The sequence below is a fragment of the Paenibacillus antarcticus genome, assembly GCF_001637225.1.
Classification (GTDB): Bacteria; Bacillota; Bacilli; order Paenibacillales; family Paenibacillaceae; genus Paenibacillus_AQ; species Paenibacillus_AQ antarcticus.
In genome coordinates, this window is sequence record NZ_LVJI01000030.1 from 21337 (window position 1) to 37334 (window position 15998).

The 15998-nt window shown below is 40.8% G+C and carries 17 protein-coding genes; 16 read left to right on the forward strand and 1 reads right to left on the reverse strand.

Annotated elements, in window-relative coordinates:
• Window positions 1-78 precede the first annotated feature (78 nt).
• From PBAT_RS18775 to PBAT_RS18790, 4 genes are all read left to right on the forward strand, one after another.
• Window positions 79-1428 (forward strand): ABC transporter substrate-binding protein, encoded by a 1350-nt coding sequence (locus PBAT_RS18775; RefSeq protein WP_068651801.1) that lies wholly within the window; start codon window positions 79-81, stop codon window positions 1426-1428.
• 75 nt (window positions 1429-1503) lie between these two features.
• Window positions 1504-2397 (forward strand): carbohydrate ABC transporter permease, encoded by an 894-nt coding sequence (locus PBAT_RS18780; protein ID WP_084403261.1) that lies wholly within the window; start codon window positions 1504-1506, stop codon window positions 2395-2397.
• Window positions 2382-3239 (forward strand): carbohydrate ABC transporter permease, encoded by an 858-nt coding sequence (locus tag PBAT_RS18785; RefSeq protein WP_169810138.1) that lies wholly within the window; start codon window positions 2382-2384, stop codon window positions 3237-3239. Before PBAT_RS18780 ends, PBAT_RS18785 begins: the two co-directional genes overlap by 16 nt.
• Window positions 3240-3279: 40 nt before the next feature.
• On the forward strand, window positions 3280-4221 hold the full coding sequence (locus tag PBAT_RS18790) for a family 43 glycosylhydrolase (protein ID WP_068651805.1): 942 nt from the start codon (window positions 3280-3282) through the stop codon (window positions 4219-4221).
• 124 nt (window positions 4222-4345) lie between these two features.
• Here the strand turns inward: PBAT_RS18790 and PBAT_RS18795 are convergent, their stop codons facing one another.
• Window positions 4346-5419, reverse strand: coding sequence for a M42 family metallopeptidase (locus PBAT_RS18795; protein WP_068651807.1), 1074 nt, complete (start codon window positions 5417-5419; stop codon window positions 4346-4348).
• Window positions 5420-5938: 519 nt separating this feature from the next.
• On the opposite strand from PBAT_RS18795, the gene PBAT_RS18800 reads away from it, so the two are divergent.
• The 12 genes from PBAT_RS18800 (at window position 5939) to PBAT_RS18850 (ending at window position 15996) form a co-directional block, all read left to right on the forward strand.
• Window positions 5939-6907, forward strand: coding sequence for an AAA family ATPase (locus PBAT_RS18800; protein WP_068651809.1), 969 nt, complete (start codon window positions 5939-5941; stop codon window positions 6905-6907).
• The gene (locus PBAT_RS18805) at window positions 6904-8148 is read left to right on the forward strand and encodes a DUF58 domain-containing protein (RefSeq protein ID WP_246168281.1); all 1245 of its coding nucleotides are present in this window, start codon (window positions 6904-6906) and stop codon (window positions 8146-8148) included. The genes PBAT_RS18800 and PBAT_RS18805 overlap by 4 nt, the downstream gene beginning before the upstream one ends.
• Complete coding sequence (locus PBAT_RS18810; RefSeq protein WP_068651811.1) at window positions 8145-10346, forward strand: transglutaminase TgpA family protein; 2202 nt, start codon at window positions 8145-8147, stop codon at window positions 10344-10346. The genes PBAT_RS18805 and PBAT_RS18810 overlap by 4 nt, the downstream gene beginning before the upstream one ends.
• Window positions 10347-10448: 102 nt before the next feature.
• Window positions 10449-10976, forward strand: a complete 528-nt coding sequence (locus PBAT_RS18815) for a YqeG family HAD IIIA-type phosphatase (RefSeq protein WP_068651813.1) — start codon at window positions 10449-10451, stop codon at window positions 10974-10976.
• Entirely contained in the window at window positions 10973-12100 is a 1128-nt protein-coding gene (gene yqeH, locus PBAT_RS18820; protein WP_068651815.1) for a ribosome biogenesis GTPase YqeH, read from the forward strand. Before PBAT_RS18815 ends, yqeH begins: the two co-directional genes overlap by 4 nt.
• 32 nt (window positions 12101-12132) lie before the next feature.
• Window positions 12133-12999: a shikimate dehydrogenase gene (aroE, locus tag PBAT_RS18825; RefSeq protein ID WP_068651817.1), complete on the forward strand. Its 867-nt coding sequence runs from the start codon at window positions 12133-12135 to the stop codon at window positions 12997-12999.
• 47 nt (window positions 13000-13046) lie between these two features.
• Complete coding sequence (locus PBAT_RS25335; protein WP_157091328.1) at window positions 13047-13190, forward strand: hypothetical protein; 144 nt, start codon at window positions 13047-13049, stop codon at window positions 13188-13190.
• Between the two features lie 87 nt (window positions 13191-13277).
• On the forward strand, window positions 13278-13568 hold the full coding sequence (yhbY, locus tag PBAT_RS18830; RefSeq protein WP_068651819.1) for a ribosome assembly RNA-binding protein YhbY: 291 nt from the start codon (window positions 13278-13280) through the stop codon (window positions 13566-13568).
• A gap of 17 nt (window positions 13569-13585) precedes the next feature.
• Window positions 13586-14176, forward strand: a complete 591-nt coding sequence (locus tag PBAT_RS18835) for a nicotinate-nucleotide adenylyltransferase (RefSeq protein ID WP_068651821.1) — start codon at window positions 13586-13588, stop codon at window positions 14174-14176.
• Complete coding sequence (yqeK, locus tag PBAT_RS18840; RefSeq protein ID WP_068587726.1) at window positions 14160-14738, forward strand: bis(5'-nucleosyl)-tetraphosphatase (symmetrical) YqeK; 579 nt, start codon at window positions 14160-14162, stop codon at window positions 14736-14738. Before PBAT_RS18835 ends, yqeK begins: the two co-directional genes overlap by 17 nt.
• Window positions 14735-15091: a ribosome silencing factor gene (rsfS, locus tag PBAT_RS18845; protein ID WP_068651823.1), complete on the forward strand. Its 357-nt coding sequence runs from the start codon at window positions 14735-14737 to the stop codon at window positions 15089-15091. The genes yqeK and rsfS overlap by 4 nt, the downstream gene beginning before the upstream one ends.
• A complete protein-coding gene (locus PBAT_RS18850) occupies window positions 15088-15996 on the forward strand; it encodes a CvfB family protein (protein WP_068651825.1) in 909 nt (302 codons plus the stop codon). Before rsfS ends, PBAT_RS18850 begins: the two co-directional genes overlap by 4 nt.
• Window positions 15997-15998 lie beyond the last annotated feature (2 nt).

Genomic DNA, 15998 nt, shown 5'->3' on the forward strand with positions numbered 1-15998 from the left:
GATTATGCATTAATACAAGCTATGAAATCTTCTATACTGAAATTGTAATCAACAATATAAATCAATGGGGGTATAGAAATGAACAGACGATTAAAATTGGTTCTCGTCGTTTCCATGTTAATAAGTTTATTAGCAGGTTGCGGATCAGGCGGAGCGACGGATACAAATTCAGCAGAGGGAACACCTAATTCTTCTGAATCAACGACTTCAACAACGTTGAGAATCTATGTGGATGGAAATCGTGCCAAAGATAGTAACTTTTTGAGTGTGGTAGAAGCATTCAAAAAAGACACAGGTATTAACTTGGAATTTAATATTGTTCCCGGTGATGGCGTTGAAATATATAAAAAAATAGATATTGAGCTAGGAGCAGGTGACAAGTCTACCGATCTTATACTTCTGACGAATCCGATTCTCTTAGATAAATATGCTAAAAGCGGATCATTACTCCCCCTAAATGACTTAATAAGTACAGAAAAGTATGATGCAAAAGGAATATTTGGTGAATATTTGAATGAATATGACGGTAACATTTATAGTCTTCCGTTTGCAGTTAACAAATGGGCTGTCTACTACAATAAGAAAATTTTTGACGATGCAAATGTTCCGTATCCTTCAGGGGCTTGGACGTGGGATCAATATATCGAAACGGCCAAGAAATTAACAGACAAGGATAAAGGCATTTATGGTTCATATATGCTTGACTATGATAACTATATGTACTTAACTACACGTCAAAAAGAAGTTTCAGGCTATAAAGAGGATGGAAGTTCGAATTATGACAATCCAATGTTTAAGGACTCGTTACAATTTTTCGGAGATTTAGGTAACAAACACAAAATACAACCAAGCTGGCTAGAATTTAAAACGAAAAAATTAGCATGGGATGGTTTTATGACAGGGAAATATGGGATGCATGTTATTGGAAGTTGGTATACGAATATGTTCTTGGATAAAGAAGCTTATCCTCGTGACTGGAAATTCGGAATGACAGAGTTGCCGACACCAGCTGATGGCACCGGTAACAACAATATTGGTATAGTCCAAGGGTTAGGGATCAATGTTAACACGAAAAATCCTAAAGAAGCCTTTGAATTTGTGAAATATTATGCGGAGAATGACTACAAATATTCAGGTAACTTGCCTGCACAAGTTAAGTTATCGGCGGAAGATATTAAAGGGATGTTCCAGACCCTAGTGGATAAGCTAGATGGAGAAATAACGGTCGATGATATAAACAAGGCGATGTATGATAATAATCTTGGATTCTCAGATGAAAAAATTGTTGGTACTGCGGCTTCGGAATATAGCAGTATCATATTGCAAGAAAGTGAATTGTATCTAATCGGAGAGAAATCACTAGATGATACTGTTAAATCCATTAAAGAACGTGCAGATCAAGCGATTAAAGATCAGACATCGAAGTAAACTTAACGATTCTGATTCATGACGGGTTGGGCTACCATAGTGTAGCCCACCTACTATTTTGAGGGGTGAATAGGCTTGAGATCATTAAGAGCTATGCTTAGAACAGATGAAGCACGAGCAGGATTATTATTCGTTCTTCCATTTTTCATTGGTTTTCTCACATTTAATATATTTCCACTTATATACGCAATATTCATTAGTTTTGTAGATTATAACACGTTGAAACCAAGCTTTAATTTTATAGGATTTGATAATTTTGTACGGATATTTCATGATCATATCGCATTGAGTGCCTACGTAAAAAGTTTTATATATACATTGGTATATGTACCAGGTGTGATCATTCTTTCCTTTCTATTAGCCTCTCTCCTGAATCGGAAGTTCTACTTCAGACCAGTCAGTCGGACGATGATATTAGTTCCATACGTTGCGAACGTAATTGCAATTGCTATGGTGTGGTCAATCATATTGGATCCATATGACGGTCCAGTAAATGCCTTATTAAATCTTGTAGGAATTGATAATCCACCGTTGTGGTTAGGAGGGGTAAGTACTTCTCTTCCGACCATTGCACTGATTAATGTGTGGCAGAATATTGCATTCCAGACGATTGTATTCTTAGCTGCATTACAAGGTGTACCTAAAGATTTATATGAAGCAGCAGAACTAGATGGGGCAGGAAGATGGCGCAGAATAAAACATGTAACCATTCCGATGGTCTCGCCAACAACTTTTTTCCTCATCATTACGAGTATTATTAACTCTTTTCAGAACTATGCATCGGTGCGTTCTTTGACGAATGGAGGACCTGGGGTTTCTTCAAGGGTTATCTCACTAAATATTTACGAGGAAGCATTTACGTATAATCGATACAGTTATGCGGCAGCCCAAGCGATCATTTTATTCGTTATTATTTTAATTATTACAATCATCCAATGGAAGGGGCAAAAGAAGTGGGTTCATTATTAAAGACTAACAATAAGCTCCAATCCAAATTCAAGTTATCGACTTTTCTAATTTCCTTCGTAATCTTTCTGATGGGTCTGATGATGATTGTCCCCTTCTTGTTTATGATCTCTGCGGCATTTAAGACAAATGCACTTGTGTTTGCTGAGCCGCTTAACCTGATACCGGAAACGATAAATTGGAATAATTTTCAGACTATTTTTAAACACGATTATTTCTTCAAATGGTATGGCAACTCAGTCTATATTGTTATTTTAACCATGGCTGCTCGATTCATTGTCGTAACGATGGCCGCTTACGCTTTTGCAAGATTGAATTTTCCATTCAAAGAGGCTATTTTCTTTCTCTTTATTTCAACGATGATGATTCCACCGGATACAACGATTATTGCGAGATACATGTTGTATAAACATTTGCATATTTACGATACAAGTTGGGCATTAATTCTTCCTGCAACCTTTGATGTATTCTTTATATTCTTACTAAGGCAGTTCTTTATGGGTCTACCTAAAGAGATTTCAGAATCTGCGGTCGTGGACGGATGTTCACAGTTTAAAATCTATTATCGAATTATTCTCCCGCTTGCTGTTCCAGCACTGGTAACGATGTTGTTATTCACCTTTATATGGACGTGGAATGATTTTGTTAATCCTTTTATTTTTATATCGAGTATAGATAAGCAGTTAGTCACCGTGGGATTGGAATACTTCCAGCAAGAGGCGGGTACGGATTACGCATTACAGATGGCAGGGGCTTGTATTATTGTGATTATTCCAGTCATTCTCTTTGCTCTATCACAGAAATATTTTATTCAAGGAATTGCAAGTACCGGTATTAAAGGTTAAACATTAAAAACTTCTTCTACATCTAAAGGAGATACGTATAATGAAATCGGTATTTTTACCAATAGATCAAAATGGAAATGTAGTACATGCACATGGAGGACATATACTCAAGGATCGTGGGAAATTCTATTGGATCGGTGAAGACCGCACTGATCGTAATAAGGTTTCGTGCTATGTTTCGACCGATCTCGTGACTTGGTCCTTCTGTAATCATATTCTGACCGTTGATTCCCACACGGCTTCGCATTGTGTGAGAACTTCTCCAGAATTGGATATACCTGAGCAGCAGGCGGAAATCGGTCAAGGATGTAACATCGAGCGTCCCAAAGTGTTATATAACGAAACAACACAACAATATGTGATGTGGATGCATTGGGAACGTCCTTCCGACTATAGTCACGCACGTTGCGCCGTAGCCGTGTGTGATACCATCGATGGGGATTATACCTATTTGGGAAGTTTTAATCCGATTGGGCATATGTCACGTGACTGTACGCTATTTAAAGATGATGATGGTATAGGTTATTTTATTTCGGCAGCACGAGATAATGACGACTTACACATCTATAAACTCTCGGATGATTATTTAAGTATTGATAGATTGGTGCATGTTCTGTGGCCAGGTCAGCAAGGAGAAGCTCCAACACTGTTCAAGCGCAACGGTCTTTATTATATGCTGACTTCAGGTTGTACCGGTTGGGCACCGAACCAAAGTGGCTATGCCTATGCAACTTCCATATCAGGGGATTGGTGTTTGCCTAAAGATCTGGGCGACGAAACAACGTATCGCTCCCAGCCCACCTGTGTAATACCGCTAGAAGAGCAAGACGGCAGTATGAGTTACTGGTATTTAGGCGATCGGTGGGGTGGCAGTCATGACGACTATTACAAATCAAAGTATGTGTTGCTTCCTTTGAACTTTGTTTCTGATACGGAGCTAATACTAGATTGGCAGGATGATATCGACCTTCCGGTCGGTTAGACGTATTCAAGTACTAGAGCAACAATCAATAATATAATGATAAATCCAATTTCATTGAAAAAAATCCGCCGAAAGCTCTAGGCTTTCGACGGATTTTTTGTGTGATCTAAAGCATAATAGCTAACTAACTCCGCTCAATAATTGTATTCAACGTCGTACGATCTAAACCTTTCACCAAGGTGATCAGTAATTCTTTAGCCGCTTCATAATCATCTGTATGTATGATGGAAGATGATGTGTGAATGTAGCGGGAACAGATTCCAATGACTGTTGAAGGAACACCGATGCCACTAAGATGTACTTGACCAGCATCTGTGCCTCCTGGTGAGACAAAGTATTGATATTTAATCTTGTGCGTATCTGCCGTATCTTGTACATACTCGACAAGTCCGCGATGTGTAAGCATAGAAGGATCGAAAATCCGTAGTAATGCACCATTTCCGATATGTCCGAAGGATTGTTTGTCACCTGTCATATCATTGGCTGCACTAGCATCTAGAGCAAAGAAAATATCAGGTTGGATCAGATTTGCTGACGTGCGAGCGCCTCGTAATCCGAGTTCTTCTTGGACAGTTGCACCGATGTATAACGTATTCGGAAGTTTCTCTTTGTGGAGCGCTTCTAAACATTCAATAGCAAGACCTACACCATAGCGGTTATCCCATGCTTTTGCCATGATTTTCTTAGGGTTGGCAAGTGGCGTGAAATCGCAGATAGGGACGATTTGTTGTCCTGGATGAATACCGAAAGATTCTGCCTCTGCTTGATCATCTGCACCAATATCTAGATACATCGATTTGATGTCAACGGGTTTACTACGTAGTGCTTCATCTAGAAGATGCGGTGGAGTGGATCCTACTACACCGATAATAGGGCCGTTGTCAGTCATAATCTGAAGACGTTGTGAAAGTACAGCTTGGCTCCACCAACCTCCAAGGGGTTGGAAACGAATCATACCAGCTGGCGTAATCCCGGTTACAATAAACCCTACCTCGTCAAAATGTCCTGCTACCATCACTTTAGGGCCGTTCTCATCTCCGCGAAGAACACCAAAGAGACTTCCTAATCTATCTTGTACAAACTCTTCCGTATATGATGACATGGCATCTTTAACCCATGCCCGCAATTCTCGTTCAAATCCTGATGCAGCTGGAAACTCTGTAAGGTGGCGGAACAAATCGATCGTCTTTTGATTCATTGAAAGAAAACTCCTTTTTAGTTATGTTATGACGATGTTTTTCATCGTATTAAGTATGAACTTTGTCTTATAGATTGTCTATAACAGAAACGACCTGCACCATTTTCGTTAGAATGGAATAACATGCAATGGGTGAATGCACCGTATTAGGCAAAAGAAAGGAGCACATATCATGAATTTGACGTTGAAAAAACGCATTGTGATTTATGTGTTGTTTATTTTGTTGATAATCATATTGCTGTATCTCTTTTAATTTCGAACTAACATATGAGTTGTTTTGTGGGTGTCTTCGAGTTCTTTCGAAAGACGCTCATTTTTCTATTTCCAGCTATTCATTTCCTTTAGTTCTGTGTTGGTGATTGGAAGTATCAATTATCACGAATAACTTGTCACTTATCAATGAACACTTTTATTTTGCATAAAAAAATACGTCCAATTTAGGGATTATGCCCAATATACTTAGAACTATTCATCATGTACAATGTAATAAATGTAAAATAACAGGAGGGTTTATAGCTTATGCCCATTCGTAAAGAGTCCATCCAAATCATTTCAGCGCTTCGTTCTAATCTAGAATCATGCATATTAGGGAAATCCATGGAGATAGAATTGTTGCTAACTTCACTTCTTGCTGGTGGTCATGTTCTTATTGAAGATGTCCCAGGTACAGGTAAGACTCAGCTGGTAAAGGCGCTTGCGAAATCCATTAGTGGTAATTATCGTCGTATTCAATGTAATCCTGATATTTTACCAAGTGATATTACGGGTGTATCTATATTTCACCCACGAGACCAACAATTTTATTTTCGTCCCGGTCCAGTGATGACCAATATATTGTTAGTGGATGAAATTAATCGTGCTACGACTAAATCTCAATCAGCTCTACTTGAAGTGATGGAAGAGAGGAATGTTACGGTGGATGGAGAGACACATGATCTCCCACACCCCTTTATGTTAATTGCGACTCAGAATCCGATTGATTTCGAAGGGACATACACGCTTCCAGAAGCTCAGCTTGACCGGTTCATGATGAAGATTAATCTCGGATATCCAGATGCATCTACAGAGAAACAATTATTGTTGAATCATCAAATAGGGCAACCAGTAGATCGCTTGGAACCCGTCACCCATATGGAGCACATCGCTATGATTCAGCAAGAAATTCGAAATATACATATAAATGAAGTGATTGTTGACTATATGCTTGAATTAATTCGAAGAACACGTGATCACCAGGCTGTTCTTTTAGGTGCTAGTCCAAGAGCATCATTAGCTTTTATGATGGCATGTAAAGCGTATGCGTTTCTACAAGAAAGAGATTACGTACTCCCGGATGATGTTAAGAAGCTAGCCCCTTACATCTTATCCCACCGAATTTTACTTCGCTCAGAATCACGTCTTGAAAGTATACATGTCGAATCTGTTCTAAATGGCATTATCCAAGGGGTCAATGTACCTGTGACCATGATGATGGGCGATAAAGGATGAGTTCTATCTTCAAGTCCATTGGAAGGGGACTACGCAGGCCTAGAGTGCAAGTGGTCCTTATTGTATGGGGAATCAGTCTATTATATTTATTGTTTCAAGGTGGCAAGACTTCTTCCATGCTATTCGCGATGTGTAGCATACTTGTGGGTTACTTACTGTTAGGCGGATATAGTGGAATGAGTAGAGCAGTGGGCAAGCGACAACTTACATTGGTTAATGAACAATTTGATCTGCTACATGCAGGTGAGCAGATGAATGTTAAGCTTAACGTTAATATTCCTGGGTATCTTCCATTTCCCTATATTATTCTTCGAGAAGTACTAAGCAAACATAATGGTCAATCATGGTCTTTTGAAGAGAGTGTGATACCTAGTTTTCGTGGGCAAGCACAGCTAGTATTTAGGACGCCACCATTGGAACGAGGTAGATACCATTTCAAGGATACAGACTGCGTGAGTGAGGATATCTTTGGATTACTGGAGAATAAAGGAACCATTCATGCTCCAGGGCAATTTCGAGTTATGCCACGTACAGTTTTTATTCCATATTGGCAGTTATTCGATCGTAATTCTCGTCTCGTTGGGCCTCAGACAGCACTATCTTCTTCTCGCAGGGAAACGACACAGATCAACGGTGTACGTGATTATGTATACGGGGACCGCTTAACGAGAATTCATTGGAATGCGACTGCGAGAACGGGGGCTTGGAAATCCAAAGAGTTTGAACATGAATCTGTTCCCAAAACGATGGTCATTCTGGATGCGATAGCAACACATTACAGTTCAGAGGCGCAGTTTGAGCTTGCCATTTCTGTGGTATCTTCTCTACTGGAATATAGGAACCGTGAACGATTTGGAATTGGGTTGTGTACTCTTGGAAGTAGAACGAATGTGATAGCGTCAACAGAAAGCGTACTTGAGCGGCAGAAGATGTTACATCACCTCATTGATATGGATGCTGATGGTGTAGGCCAACTACTTCCAAAGCTTGAATCGGCATCTCGCCTCTTTCCGCAAGGCGCTTATTTCATTCTAGTGAGCCCTAGTAGCGGTCCATCTGTGCTGGAGTTAATACGTTGGGCGGATATTCGTGGGATGAGTCCCACACACCTGCATATTCTTAATTCAAAGGGTGATTTATCGAAAGATTGGGTCTCTGCATTAAGACGACGCGGTATCCATGGGTGCGCTGTTTCTGCACTAGAAGATCTACCTAACGCAATAGGAAGGGGATACGCATGACCAACCGTAAATATTTCCTCAAATATGATTGGTTAACCTCGGTTTCCTTTCTTTGGATATGGATCGTTGCACAGCAGTGGCTGACTTACACTGAACCGTTTTGGTTCAAAGAAACCACTTCATTAGTAGGTAGAACCCTCATTATAGTAGTGTTGATTGAGGTCTTGCTACCGGTTAAGAGGATTTACCGGATTCTTCTCGAATGTGGGATCATTCTCTTAGTGCTTCGATATACCCTGATTGAATACGATGTTTACAAGCCGATTGGTGAAGGGTTTGATTATTATATCAGCAGGTTTCACCCCTATATCTGGTTTGCATTTGGTGCAGCGTTAATTTGTCTGTTTCTTGCTAAGTTTATAATGACTCAAAAGCGGATCCTTGTGTTCATGGGACTTAATATTGTTGCAATCGCTATACTTGATTCCTTCTCTTCCATGATTCTTTGGGATGAAGCTGCATGGATGGTACTTGCTATGATGGGATGGTTGGTAAGTCATCACTTTCAAGGATTCAAAAGGAAATACCCTGAAGGTTGGAGAAATCTGCTTGAATACCCATTCGAAATGATCGCTCATATTGTACTGATTTTCTCAGTAATCTTTCTACTGGGCGTCAACATGCCTAAGATTTCCCCGATATTACAGGACCCCTATTCTGCATGGACAGGGAGAAATGAGTCTGTAGGGGAAAGGGAAAAACAACCAGAGGTTGGAGTGTTAGATGTACAACCATCCGTGTCAGGTTACAGTGTTGAAGATAATGAGCTAGGTGGCGCATTTGAATTCGACTATTCTTTGGTAATGACGGTTCATTCTCCTAAACGAAATTATTGGCGTGGAGAAACAAGAAGCATCTATTCGGGAACAGGCTGGGAAAATGAATCCAAAGAGCCAAATAAGTTTGAAGATGTTGTCGTTGAGGAAGAGCTGAAACAAGCTACTGAAACTATGTTACAGACGGAGAAAGTTCAACAGACGATGAAGTTCCAAGATAGTAACGAGTTTCCAGTACTATTTGGTGCATATGCGATTACCTCTGTGCAGACGCTAGACGGCGAGAAGGATATGCGCGGAATTCAGTGGAAGGATTCACAAGCAGAACTTCATTGGAATAGTGAGAGTAACCCATCACAATATCCAGAAACGTATTCGATCACTTCGGAAGTTCCCATTGTTCCAGTAGAAGAATTAAGAAAGAAATCCTTCGAAGATTTGTATGGGGATTCTAATGAAAAGGATTATTTGCAAATACCTGATGGTTTCCCAAAACGAGTTAAAGAACTTGCTAAGGATTTGACAGAATCAGCTGTAACTCCGTATGAAAAGATAACTTTATTACAAACATATCTACAAACGAACTATGAATATACGAACACACCAAATCTATCTCTCAAAAAAAGTGATGATTTCGTGGATAGTTTTTTATTTGAGATTCGTGAAGGTTATTGTAATTACTTCTCAACCTCAATGGCCATGATGTCAAGATCTCTTGGCATTCCAGCTCGTTGGGTCAAGGGGTATGCTCCAGGAAGCCAGCCACAAATGGATGAGTTCCGTATGATGCGACCAGAGCAGATGGATCCAGATTCATACAGGGTGACTAATGCTGATGCGCATTCATGGGTGGAAGTTTATTTCGGGCCATATGGTTGGATTCCAATCGAAGCAACACCAGGGTTTACTATGCCTCTTTATACTGGAAGCGAGAGTGTGGATGAGACGGAAACGGATCAGCTGAATAGTGAAGAGGGAGACGATAAAGAAGGAGTTAACTCGACTTACTGGGGATTGAAATCGCCTTGGATCAAAGGGGGAGTTATCACAGTAATTACGGTGCTACTCTTATGGCTGGGTTATATAGGGTGGCGCTCGGGTGATTCTTTACATTTCTTAATACGTCGACTACGGATGAGAAAAAAACTATCTCCAGCTGAGAAAGTGGTTATTGAGACTGAACGTTGCTTAAGATATGTGCATAAACAGGGCATGACACGTGAGAAGCATGAGACATTACGTGAAGCCGTTATGAAGTGGCAGGAGAGTGCCCCAAATCTAGAGCCAACCTTAAGTGCTCTTCTACAAATTTTCGAGAAAGCACGGTATAGTCCTGAAACAATTGCGAGTGATGAATGGCGTGTGGTACAGAAGGTTGGAGAACAGCTAAAAGTCTCTTTAAGAGCTAAAAATAAAAGGTAGTCATAGCCTCGTCCTTTTTGCTTATGCAAAAGGGGCGGTTTCTTTTGTAATAACTCATGATATTATGGTATAGTTTGTCGTATGAAACTGAGGTGACTTGACTTGTTTGAAATGTTGCTGCCTAAAGTACGGGTGAATACAGTATTTGATATCGATTTGGAAGATCTATATGCACAGGGATACCGAGGGATTATTACGGATTTGGACAATACGCTTGTAGGTGCCAAAGCACCGCTTGCCCATCCGGAATTGATCGCTTGGTTTGAATTGGTGAAAAAGAATGGATTTCAATTGATCATTGTATCCAACAATCATCTAAAGCGAGTATCGGATTTTGCTACTCCATTGGACATTCAATATGTACACGAAGCCCGTAAACCTTCTCTTAAGTCGTTTAATAAGGCAATGAAGATGATGGGACTTTCAAATACAGAGACGATTATGGTAGGCGACCAAATGCTGACTGATGTATTAGGTGGTAATCGGCTTGGGTTACTTACAGTATTAGTACTACCCATCTCGGTTCAGGACGAAGGATGGGGAACAAGAATCAATCGGAGAGTGGAGCGCATTGCGCTTAAGAGTCTTCGAAAAAAAGGATTATGGCTCGAGGAGGAACATAAAGAATGAAAGAATCTATTGGCGAGCAAGAAGCCATGAACTGTAGCGGCTGTGGTATTACACTACAAACCGAGCAATCAGATCTACCGGGTTACGTACCACCCAAAGCGCTAGAACAAGAGCAGATTATTTGTCAGCGCTGTTTCCGTATTAAGAATTACAATGAATCATCGTCCGTTACGGTGGATCAAGACGAATTCTTGAAACTGTTAAGCCAAATTGGCAATAAGAATGCACTTGTTATTCATATTGTTGATCTGTTCGATTTCCAGGGTAGTATGATCTCTGGATTACAACGTTTCGTGGGGAATAATCCTGTTATCCTTGTGGTAAACAAGATTGACCTTCTTCCGAAAGTGACGAACTGGAACAAAATTAAGAACTGGGTTCAACAACAAAGCAAAGAAGAAGGTCTTAAAACGGAAGAAATCGTGCTAGTTAGTGCCAAGAAGAACCAAGGATTTGAGCGCTTGCTTGAGACGATAGCTACTTACCGTGGAGATCGAGATGTGTATGTTGTTGGTGCAACCAATGTAGGTAAATCAACTTTAGTGAATCGTCTCATCCGCGATTACAGTGACCTTGAACAAGAACTAACGACTTCTCGTTATCCAGGTACTACGCTAGATATGGTTAATATACCACTTGATGATGGACGTTTTATTATTGATACACCGGGTATCGTATACCCTTGGCGTTTCAGTGAGCTCGTGAGCCGTGAAGATCTCGGAGCAACGATGCCTGAAAATCCGCTTAAACCAATGGTTTACCAGTTGAATGAAGGTCAGACCTTATTCTTTGGTGCTATGGCTCGATTTGACTTCATACAAGGTGAACGCCAATCATTTACATGCTTCCTTAGCCCGCAGATTGTGATTCACCGTACGAAGTTAGAACGTGCGGACTCACTATATGCAGACCATGCAGGAGTGATGCTGACTCCCCCTAACCAAGCTAATTTAGCGAAGCTTCCCGAATGGACAAGACACGAATTTAGTCTTAAAAAGGGTACTCGTTCAGATGTGTTTATCTCAGGTTTAGGTTGGATCAAAATCAATAGTGATCAAGGCGCTTTAATAGCAATCCATGTACCACGTGGTGTGAAAGTTCTAACTAGGCCTTCTTTGATATAGACGAATCAACAGAAAGCGGGTGAAATAAGAATATGTTATGGAGTGAATTATCTTCAGAACAGAACAAGAGGATGCTTCTCGCGGTGATCGGAGATCCTATCGCTCATTCTAAATCCCCTGTCATGCATAACGCTGCTTTAGAAGCGCTTGGTATCGAAGGGGAGTATTTCCCCCTGCACGTTAGTCCTGAGGATCTGGGTAGTGCGATCTCAAAGTTCAAAGAGCTTGGATTCAGAGGGATTAATGTGACTATTCCGCATAAAGTAGATGTAATGAAATATCTAGATCAAATAGACGACTCCGCCGTTCGGATTGGTGCAGTGAATACCATTGTGAATGAGAATGGTATTCTCACCGGATATAACACGGATGGGATTGGTTACGTCCGTTCGTTGAAGGATGAGACTCATGTTGATTTGCGTGGGAAGTCAATTATGGTCTTAGGAGCGGGTGGAGCCGCTCGCGGCATCATCTCTGCACTTGCTCAAGAAGACCCGAAGACCCTTGTAATCGCAAATCGGACTGAGGACAAAGCTATCCAAATGGCAGAGGAATGGAAATCAGTGGTGAACATCTCAGCGATCACCATAGACAAAGTGTCTGATATTCTGGCTGACATGGATGTTGTAATTAATACAACGTCTATAGGGATGCATCCTAACACGTCTCATACGGCTATCGATCCAGAATTGATTCCACCTGGAATCATCGTTAGCGATTTGATTTATAACCCGCTAACGACTGAATTTCTGAAGAAGAGCCATGAAAGAGGATGTACCATACATGGTGGTCTTGGCATGTTTGTCAATCAAGGTGCATATGCCCTTGAATATTGGACGGGGAAGCCTGCACCAATTGAGATGATGCGGACTGCGGTCTTGAAGAGTCTTCAGAACTAAGTAAACAATAGGCTCTAAATCTAACTAGTACTTGAAAAAAATGTGTAATGACAGAAATTAGCGAAGGTGACGGAATTGTACTGCAGAAGCGTGAGCGCTCGCCTTTACCATCGGATTTCTACCGCTATAAGCGGTATATGATCAAGAAATCTGATGGTAACAGCGATCGAAAGTACAATCCGTCACCGTAGCGCTCATCTACAGACTGTTTTCAAACACTAGATTATGTTAAGCCACCAAAATATTAATTATTTGAATTGAAGGAGCTTGAATATTACATGTTAACCGGCAAACAGAAACGTTTTTTACGTTCACAAGCACATCATTTGGATCCTGTATTCCAAGTAGGTAAGAATGGAACGAATGATCATTTGATTCGTCATATCGTAGAAGCTATTGAGAAGAGAGAACTTATGAAAGTTACAGTTCTTAACACTTGCCTTGAAGATAAAAATGAAATCGGAGCAGAATTAGCTAAACAATCTGGTGCGGAATTAGTTCAAGTTATCGGAAAAGTGGTTGTACTGTATAAAGAATCAAAAGATAATAAACAAATTCAACTGCCTTAAGTTGGGGAGGATTCAGCATGAAGATAGGTATCATGGGTGGGACCTTTGATCCACTTCATATCGGACACTTGCTTGCAGCGGAATCGGCTAGAGATTCTTATCAGTTAGATGAGGTCTGGTTTATGCCAAGTCATATTCCTCCTCATAAAGAGAAGGCTGGAGCGACGGGTGAACAACGCTTAATGATGGTAACCGAAGCGATTAAGGACCATCCTTCTTTTAGAACGCTGGATATAGAGGTGAGAAGAGGTGGCGTTTCCTACACCATAGACACCATCGAAGAACTTCAAGAGATCTACCCATCAGTTGCCTTCTATTTCATCATTGGAGCAGATATGGTTAACTATTTACCTAAATGGGATCGAATTGAGGATTTATCCGAGATGCTAACGTTTATTGGGGTGGGTCGTCCAGGTTCACCTTTAGATCTGCTTACACTTCCGTCCTATTTACAACATAAAGTGCTACTGGCTGACATGCCACTTGTGGATATTTCCTCTTCTGAGATAAGAGAAAAAGCAGAAATGGGGCATTCCATCCGTTATATGGTGCCTGAACGAGTGTATGAATATATAATAAGGAGCGGGTTATATGAAATTCAGCCGTGATGAACTTATTAAAGTCGTATCAAGTCAGATGCCGGAACAACGTTGGCAGCACACCCAAGGTGTAATGGATACGGCAGTAAAGCTTGCAGAACAATATGGCGCAGATCCTGTGAAAGCAGATTTAGCAGCAATTTTACATGATGTAGCTAAATACTGGCCGATAGAGACGTTAAGAACGGTTCTCTCGGACAATCAGTTATCTGATGATCTCTTGTTATACAACAAGCAACTTTGGCATGCTGAAGTAGGTGCTTTTGTAGCAAGTCATGAATATGGAATTGAAGACATTGAAATTTTGGATGCCATTCGCTATCACACAGCTGGTAGGGTTGGTATGACTAGACTTGACAAGGTGGTATGTCTAGCTGATTATATTGAGCCGGGAAGAGACTATCCTGGTGTGAATAATATTCGGGAACTAGCCAACCATAGTCTAGAGGGAGGCCTAGTAGCTGGGTTGGATTCTACAATCAGTTTACTAGTGTCACGTAGGCAAATAATATACCCGTTAACGGTATTAGCACGTAATGATTTGATAAAGCAAATGGGGGCGAATTCATGAGTCAAAAGTTTATTGGACCTGAGAAATTGTTGGATTTAGCGGTAACTGGCGCGCAAGATAGAAAGGCAATGGACATCGTTGCACTGGATTTAAGAGGGGTATCTTTGGTTGCTGATTATTTTGTTATTTGTCATGGTAACTCTGATGTACAAGTTCAAGCTATTGCTTCCGAAATTCGTAAGTCGGCTATGGAAGCAGGTACTAACATTCGTGGAATCGAAGGAATGAATTCCGCTCGTTGGGTATTGATGGATTTGGGAGACGTTATTGTTCATGTATTCCACCGCGATGAACGTGAATTCTATAATCTTGAGAAATTATGGTCTGATGCTAAGGTAATGGAATTAGTATGAGCTTAGTTGCGGGTACAGTTGTTTCACTAGAAGTGGCCCGTGAGGTGTCTCCATATGGTTTTTTTCTATATGGAGATGATTTCGATGTGTTACTTCATTACACGGAAATTACAGAAGAAATAAAGCCTGGCGACATATTAGAAGTATTTATATTTTTTGATACAGAAGGCCGCTTAGCTGCAACAATGAAGAAACCGTATTTGACACTTGATGGACTAGCTAAGTTGGTTGTGGCAGATATTAATCCACGCCTCGGTTGTTTCCTCGAAATGGGACTTGGTCGTCAGTTGTTGCTTCCTATACGTGAATTACCTGAACTTAATGAGTTGCACCCACGTGTAGGTGATTCTGTATTTGTCACCATGGAGCACGATAAACAGGGAAGATTGCTTGCTAAGTTAGCTGGAGAGTATGAGCTGGAAACGTTAACCTTTGCGGCACCTTCCTCTTGGATGAACCAATGGATGGACGCAACCGTGTATAAATCACTTCAGATGGGCACGTTCGTGCTTGTCGATGGTGGCGTGGTTGGATTCGGGGTTATTGGACTCATTCATTCTACGGAACGCACGCGCATGCTTCGTCTTGGCGAAGAAGTGAAGGTACGTATTAGCCATATTCGTGAAGATGGAAGAGTCAATCTTTCCATGGTCCCTCTGAAGGAGGTTGGACGTGATCTGGATGCTGAGAACTTATTGGTATTCCTCAAGGAACGTCCAGGTGGAGGAATGCCTTATTCTGATGCTACACCGCCAGATATTATCAAAGAACGATTTGGCATTAGTAAATCAGCATTTAAACGAGCAATTGGTAAGTTGCTTAAAGAAGGCTTGATTACGCAAAAAGAAAATTGGACGTATCTCGTGAATCCGGAGTCTACTCCAAATGAAGAGGTACAGTCTTAATC

Excerpts from the sequence above, each read along its gene's own strand:
- PBAT_RS18775 (WP_068651801.1), top strand. The coding sequence starts at position 79 with ATGAACAGACGATTAAAATTGGTTCTCGTCGTTTCCATGTTAATAAGT.
- PBAT_RS18790 (WP_068651805.1), top strand. The coding sequence starts at position 3,280 with ATGAAATCGGTATTTTTACCAATAGATCAAAATGGAAATGTAGTACAT.
- PBAT_RS18795 (WP_068651807.1), bottom strand. The coding sequence starts at position 5,419 with ATGAATCAAAAGACGATCGATTTGTTCCGCCACCTTACAGAGTTTCCA.
- PBAT_RS18800 (WP_068651809.1), top strand. The coding sequence starts at position 5,939 with ATGCCCATTCGTAAAGAGTCCATCCAAATCATTTCAGCGCTTCGTTCT.
- PBAT_RS18805 (WP_246168281.1), top strand. The coding sequence starts at position 6,904 with ATGAGTTCTATCTTCAAGTCCATTGGAAGGGGACTACGCAGGCCTAGA.
- PBAT_RS18810 (WP_068651811.1), top strand. The coding sequence starts at position 8,145 with ATGACCAACCGTAAATATTTCCTCAAATATGATTGGTTAACCTCGGTT.
- yqeH (WP_068651815.1), top strand. The coding sequence starts at position 10,973 with ATGAAAGAATCTATTGGCGAGCAAGAAGCCATGAACTGTAGCGGCTGT.
- aroE (WP_068651817.1), top strand. The coding sequence starts at position 12,133 with ATGTTATGGAGTGAATTATCTTCAGAACAGAACAAGAGGATGCTTCTC.
- PBAT_RS25335 (WP_157091328.1), top strand. The coding sequence starts at position 13,047 with ATGACAGAAATTAGCGAAGGTGACGGAATTGTACTGCAGAAGCGTGAG.
- yhbY (WP_068651819.1), top strand. The coding sequence starts at position 13,278 with ATGTTAACCGGCAAACAGAAACGTTTTTTACGTTCACAAGCACATCAT.
- PBAT_RS18835 (WP_068651821.1), top strand. The coding sequence starts at position 13,586 with ATGAAGATAGGTATCATGGGTGGGACCTTTGATCCACTTCATATCGGA.
- yqeK (WP_068587726.1), top strand. The coding sequence starts at position 14,160 with ATGAAATTCAGCCGTGATGAACTTATTAAAGTCGTATCAAGTCAGATG.
- rsfS (WP_068651823.1), top strand. The coding sequence starts at position 14,735 with ATGAGTCAAAAGTTTATTGGACCTGAGAAATTGTTGGATTTAGCGGTA.
- PBAT_RS18850 (WP_068651825.1), top strand. The coding sequence starts at position 15,088 with ATGAGCTTAGTTGCGGGTACAGTTGTTTCACTAGAAGTGGCCCGTGAG.